The sequence below is a fragment of the Pseudomonas sp. NPDC089530 genome, assembly GCF_050280705.1.
GTDB lineage: Bacteria > Pseudomonadota > Gammaproteobacteria > Pseudomonadales > Pseudomonadaceae > Aquipseudomonas.
The window spans coordinates 1-4,696 of record NZ_JBNNVU010000168.1 but is presented as its reverse complement, the minus strand read 5'-3'; the positions used below and the strand labels follow the sequence as shown (position 1 = coordinate 4,696).

4 protein-coding genes and 2 pseudogenes are annotated in these 4,696 nt (G+C 59.9%); all 6 read left to right on the top strand.

Annotation, left to right across the window (positions count from 1 at the left end; all coding sequences use genetic code 11):
- A partial coding sequence (locus ACQKQA_RS29630; RefSeq protein WP_427564715.1) for a translation initiation factor IF-2 occupies nucleotides 1-819 on the top strand: 819 nt, incomplete at its 5' end.
- A 159-nt stretch (nucleotides 820-978) separates the two neighbouring features.
- Complete coding sequence (gene rbfA, locus ACQKQA_RS29625) at nucleotides 979-1,374, top strand: 30S ribosome-binding factor RbfA (RefSeq protein ID WP_427564714.1); 396 nt, start codon at nucleotides 979-981, stop codon at nucleotides 1,372-1,374.
- Nucleotides 1,375-1,377: 3 nt separating this feature from the next.
- Nucleotides 1,378-2,295, top strand: coding sequence for a tRNA pseudouridine(55) synthase TruB (gene truB / locus ACQKQA_RS29620; RefSeq protein ID WP_427564713.1), 918 nt, complete (start codon nucleotides 1,378-1,380; stop codon nucleotides 2,293-2,295).
- Between the two features lie 140 nt (nucleotides 2,296-2,435).
- Nucleotides 2,436-2,705, top strand: coding sequence for a 30S ribosomal protein S15 (gene rpsO, locus ACQKQA_RS29615; protein WP_009042128.1), 270 nt, complete (start codon nucleotides 2,436-2,438; stop codon nucleotides 2,703-2,705).
- Between the two features lie 195 nt (nucleotides 2,706-2,900).
- Nucleotides 2,901-4,601 (top strand): annotated as a pseudogene (pnp, locus tag ACQKQA_RS29610) (polyribonucleotide nucleotidyltransferase); the annotation flags it as partial.
- 5 nt (nucleotides 4,602-4,606) lie between these two features.
- A pseudogene (locus ACQKQA_RS29605) lies at nucleotides 4,607-4,696 on the top strand (OprD family outer membrane porin); the annotation flags it as partial.

Here is a 4,696-nt window from a genome sequence, read left to right as displayed (position 1 = left end):
GGCAGCCCGGAAAAAGACGACAAGGGCCAGCCGGTGTTGATCGCCGAACGGCGCTTCGTCGACGACGAGATGAGCGTGGTGGCCGACGAGAAGAAAGCCCGTGAAGTGGCTCTGTTCCGTCAAGGCAAGTTCCGCGAAGTCAAACTGGCTCGCGCCCACGCCGGCAAGCTGGAAAACATCTTCGAAAGCATGGGCCAGGAAGAGAAGAAGACGCTCAACATCGTCCTCAAGTCCGACGTCCGTGGTTCGCTGGAAGCGCTGCAAGGTGCTCTGAACGGCCTGGGCAACGACGAAGTGCAAGTGCGCGTAGTCGGCGGCGGCGTCGGTGGTATCACCGAAAGCGACGCCAACCTGGCCCTGGCTTCCAACGCTGTACTGTTCGGCTTCAACGTGCGTGCCGATTCCGGAGCACGCAAGATCGTCGAGCAGGAAGGTCTGGATATGCGTTACTACAACGTGATCTACGACATCATCGAAGACGTCAAGAAAGCCCTGACCGGTATGCTGGGCAGCGACGTCCGGGAGAACATCCTGGGTGTTGCCGAAGTTCGTGACGTGTTCCGTTCGCCGAAGTTTGGCGCGATCGCCGGTTGCATGGTGATCGAGGGTGTCGTTCACCGTAACCGTCCTATCCGTGTACTGCGTGAAGACATCGTGATCTTCGAAGGCGAGCTGGAATCCCTGCGCCGCTTCAAGGATGACGCTTCCGAAGTACGTGCCGGCATGGAGTGCGGTATCGGCGTGAAGAGCTACAACGACGTCAAAGTCGGCGACAAGATCGAAGTCTTCGAGAAGGTGCAGGTTGCTCGCAGCCTCTAACTCGCGTACTTCAAGAGCCAGGGTGGTCAGCCGCATGCATATGCATGGCGCATCATCCGGCCTCTAAACGCAACGCCCGGTCTGGCTTTTGTCAGGCCGGGCGTTTGCCGCTTTCAGACCTTGCGGGTTTCACCGCCAGGCAGCAACAGGTAACAAGACATGGCAAAAGAATACAGCCGTACCCAACGTATCGGCGACCAGATGCAGCGTGAGCTGGCTCAGCTGATCCGTCGTGAAGTCAAAGACCCGCGTGTCGGCCTGATCACCATCACCGCCGTTGAAGTCAGTCGTGACGTCGGTCACGCCAAGATCTTCATCACCGTGATGGGGCAGGACAACCCTGACGATATCGCCCAGAGTATCAAGGTACTCAACTCGGCGGCCGGCTTCCTGCGTATGCAGTTGGCTCGTGAAATGAAGCTGCGCAGCGTTCCACAGCTGCATTTCCACTACGACGAAAGCGTCGTGCGGGGCGCGCACCTGTCGGCCCTGATCGAGCGCGCCGTGGCCGAAGACAGCCAGCACGCCGCAGCACCCGAAGACGCCAAGGAGTAAGCGGTGGCTCAGGTCAAGCGTATCCGTCGTAACGTCAGCGGGATCATCCTGCTCGACAAGCCGCTGGGGTTCACCTCCAACGCGGCGCTGCAGAAAGTCCGCTGGTTGCTCAACGCCGAGAAGGCCGGGCACACCGGCAGCCTCGACCCCCTGGCCACCGGTGTGTTGCCGCTGTGCTTCGGCGAGGCGACCAAGTTCTCGCAATACCTGCTCGACTCCGACAAGGGTTACGAAACCCTGATGCAGTTGGGCAAGACCACCAGCACGGCGGATGCCGAGGGTGAAGTCCTGCAGACTCGCGAAGTGACCGTTGGTCGCGCCGATATTGAAGCGGTGCTGCCGGAATTTCGTGGGCAAATCAGTCAGATACCGCCGATGTACTCCGCTCTCAAGCGTGATGGCCAGCCACTTTACAAGCTGGCGCGTGCAGGCGAAGTGGTGGAGCGCGAGGCGCGTTCTGTTACTATTGCGCGCTTGGAATTGCTCGCCTTCGAAGGCGATACTGCGCGGCTGGCGGTGGACTGCAGTAAAGGCACCTATATCCGCACCCTGGTGGAAGATATCGGTGAGAAGCTGGGCTGTGGTGCTTATGTCGCGGAACTGCGACGCACACAGGCCGGTCCTTTCAGTCTGGCCCAGACCGTCACCCTGGAAGAGCTTGAAGCGGTACACGCCGAAGGCGGCAACGAAGCGGTGGATCGCTTCCTGATGCCATCGGACAGCGGCCTGCTGGATTGGCCGCTGCTGCAGTTCTCGGAACACAGCGCGTTTTACTGGCTCAACGGCCAGCCGGTACGGGCTCCCGATGCGCCGAAGTTCGGCATGGTGCGGGTACAGGATCATAACGGTCGCTTTATCGGTATCGGTGAAGTGAGCGAGGACGGGCGTATTGCGCCGCGTCGACTGATTCGGTCGGAATGACCGAAACCAGCCGGTGTAACAGCGGGCTGGAGAGGGTGGCTGTTAACAGGCACGGTCACAGCTCATTTATAGATACAGGGATTTGTCCCTGGCCTGTTGGTGGCGTTTCTCGAAACGCTGCCCAATGAGAGGAAAGCCAAATGGCACTCAGCGTTGAAGAAAAAGCTCAAATCGTAACCGACTACCAGCAAGCTGTTGGTGACACTGGTTCGCCAGAAGTGCAAGTTGCACTGCTGACCGCCAACATCAACAAACTGCAAGGTCACTTCAAGGCCAACGGTAAGGACCACCACTCCCGTCGTGGTCTGATCCGCATGGTTAACCAGCGTCGTAAGCTGCTGGACTACCTGAAAGGCAAAGACCTGAGCCGTTACAGCGCTCTGATCGGTCGCCTGGGTCTGCGTCGCTAATCAGCGATTGCGCTAGAGGTTGGTTGTTTGCCGTGCGTCAGTGGGTTTCCCGCCGGCGCATGGCAGGCTCCCAGCCTCAAGTTTTATCTGGACCGTAGTTTTATCTGGACAATCAGGCCGGGCCGATTCCCGGTATTGCCCAAGAATTTCGCAAGAAACCAGTTCCCCCAAGAGCCACAAAGAAGGTAGGACACCGTGAACCCGGTAATCAAGAAATTCCAGTTCGGTCAGTCGACCGTTACCCTCGAGACTGGCCGTATTGCCCGTCAGGCCTCCGGCGCAGTATTGGTCACCGTTGACGACGACGTCACCGTATTGGTGACCGTGGTTGGCGCCAAGCAAGCCGATCCAGGCAAGGGTTTCTTCCCTCTGTCTGTTCACTACCAGGAAAAGACTTACGCTGCCGGTAAGATCCCTGGCGGGTTCTTCAAGCGCGAAGGCCGTCCTTCCGAAAAAGAAACCCTGACCTCGCGTCTGATCGACCGTCCGATCCGCCCTCTGTTCCCAGAAGGCTTCATGAACGAAGTGCAGGTTGTCTGCACCGTGGTTTCCACCAGCAAGAAGACCGATCCGGACATCGCTGCGATGATCGGTACCTCGGCTGCCCTGGCGATCTCCGGCATTCCTTTCGACGGCCCGATCGGCGCTGCCCGCGTTGCTTTCCACGAAAGCACCGGTTATCTGCTGAACCCGACCTACGAGCAACTGGCTGCTTCGAGTCTGGACATGGTCGTGGCCGGTACCGAAGAAGCGGTACTGATGGTTGAATCGGAAGCCAAAGAGCTGACCGAAGACCAGATGCTGGGCGCCGTGCTGTTCGCCCACGACGAATTCCAGGCCGTTATCAAGGCCGTCAAAGAGCTGGCTGCCGAAGCCGCCAAGCCAACCTGGGACTGGGCTCCGGCTCCAGAAGCCTCCGACCTGCTGGGCGCCATCCGCGCCGAGTTCGGCGAAGCGATCTCCCAGGCTTACACCATCACCGTCAAGGCCGACCGTTATGCACGCCTGGGCGAGCTGAAAGACCAGGTGGTCGCCAAGCTGTCCGGTGAAGAAGGCCAGCCCTCTGCCGGCGACGTCAAAGCCGCTTTCGGTGAAATCGAATACCGCACCGTTCGCGAAAACATCGTCAACGGCAAGCCACGTATCGACGGCCGCGACACCCGCACCGTACGTCCGCTGAACATCGAAGTCGGCGTTCTGCCGAAGACCCACGGTTCGGCCCTGTTCACCCGTGGCGAGACCCAGGCCCTGGTCGTCGCGACCCTGGGTACTGCCCGTGACGCGCAGCTGCTGGACACCCTGGAAGGCGAGAAAAAAGACCCGTTCATGCTGCACTACAACTTCCCTCCGTTCTCGGTGGGCGAGTGTGGTCGCATGGGTGGCGCCGGTCGTCGTGAAATCGGTCACGGCCGTCTGGCCCGTCGTTCGGTCCAGGCCATGCTGCCGGCCGCCGACGTGTTCCCTTACACCATCCGCGTGGTATCGGAAATCACCGAGTCCAACGGTTCCAGCTCCATGGCTTCCGTGTGCGGTGCTTCCCTGGCGCTGATGGACGCTGGTGTGCCGATGAAGGCGCCGGTTGCCGGTATCGCCATGGGCCTGGTTAAGGAAGGTGAGAAGTTCGCCGTCCTGACCGACATCCTGGGTGACGAAGACCACCTGGGCGACATGGACTTCAAGGTAGCCGGTACCGCCAAGGGCGTGACCGCGCTGCAGATGGACATCAAGATCAAAGGCATCACCGAAGAAATCATGGAGATCGCCCTGGGCCAGGCCCTGGAAGCTCGCCTGAACATCCTCGGTCAGATGAACCAGATCATCGGCCAGTCCCGTAGCGAACTGTCGGCCAACGCTCCGACCATGATCGCGATGAAGATCGACACCGACAAAATCCGTGCAACGTGATCCAGAGCGGACCGCTCAAAGACCTGAGCATCCGCTGGCGCAACGTGACCTTTCGTTCGGGCAACGGCCTGACCACCGACCTCGAC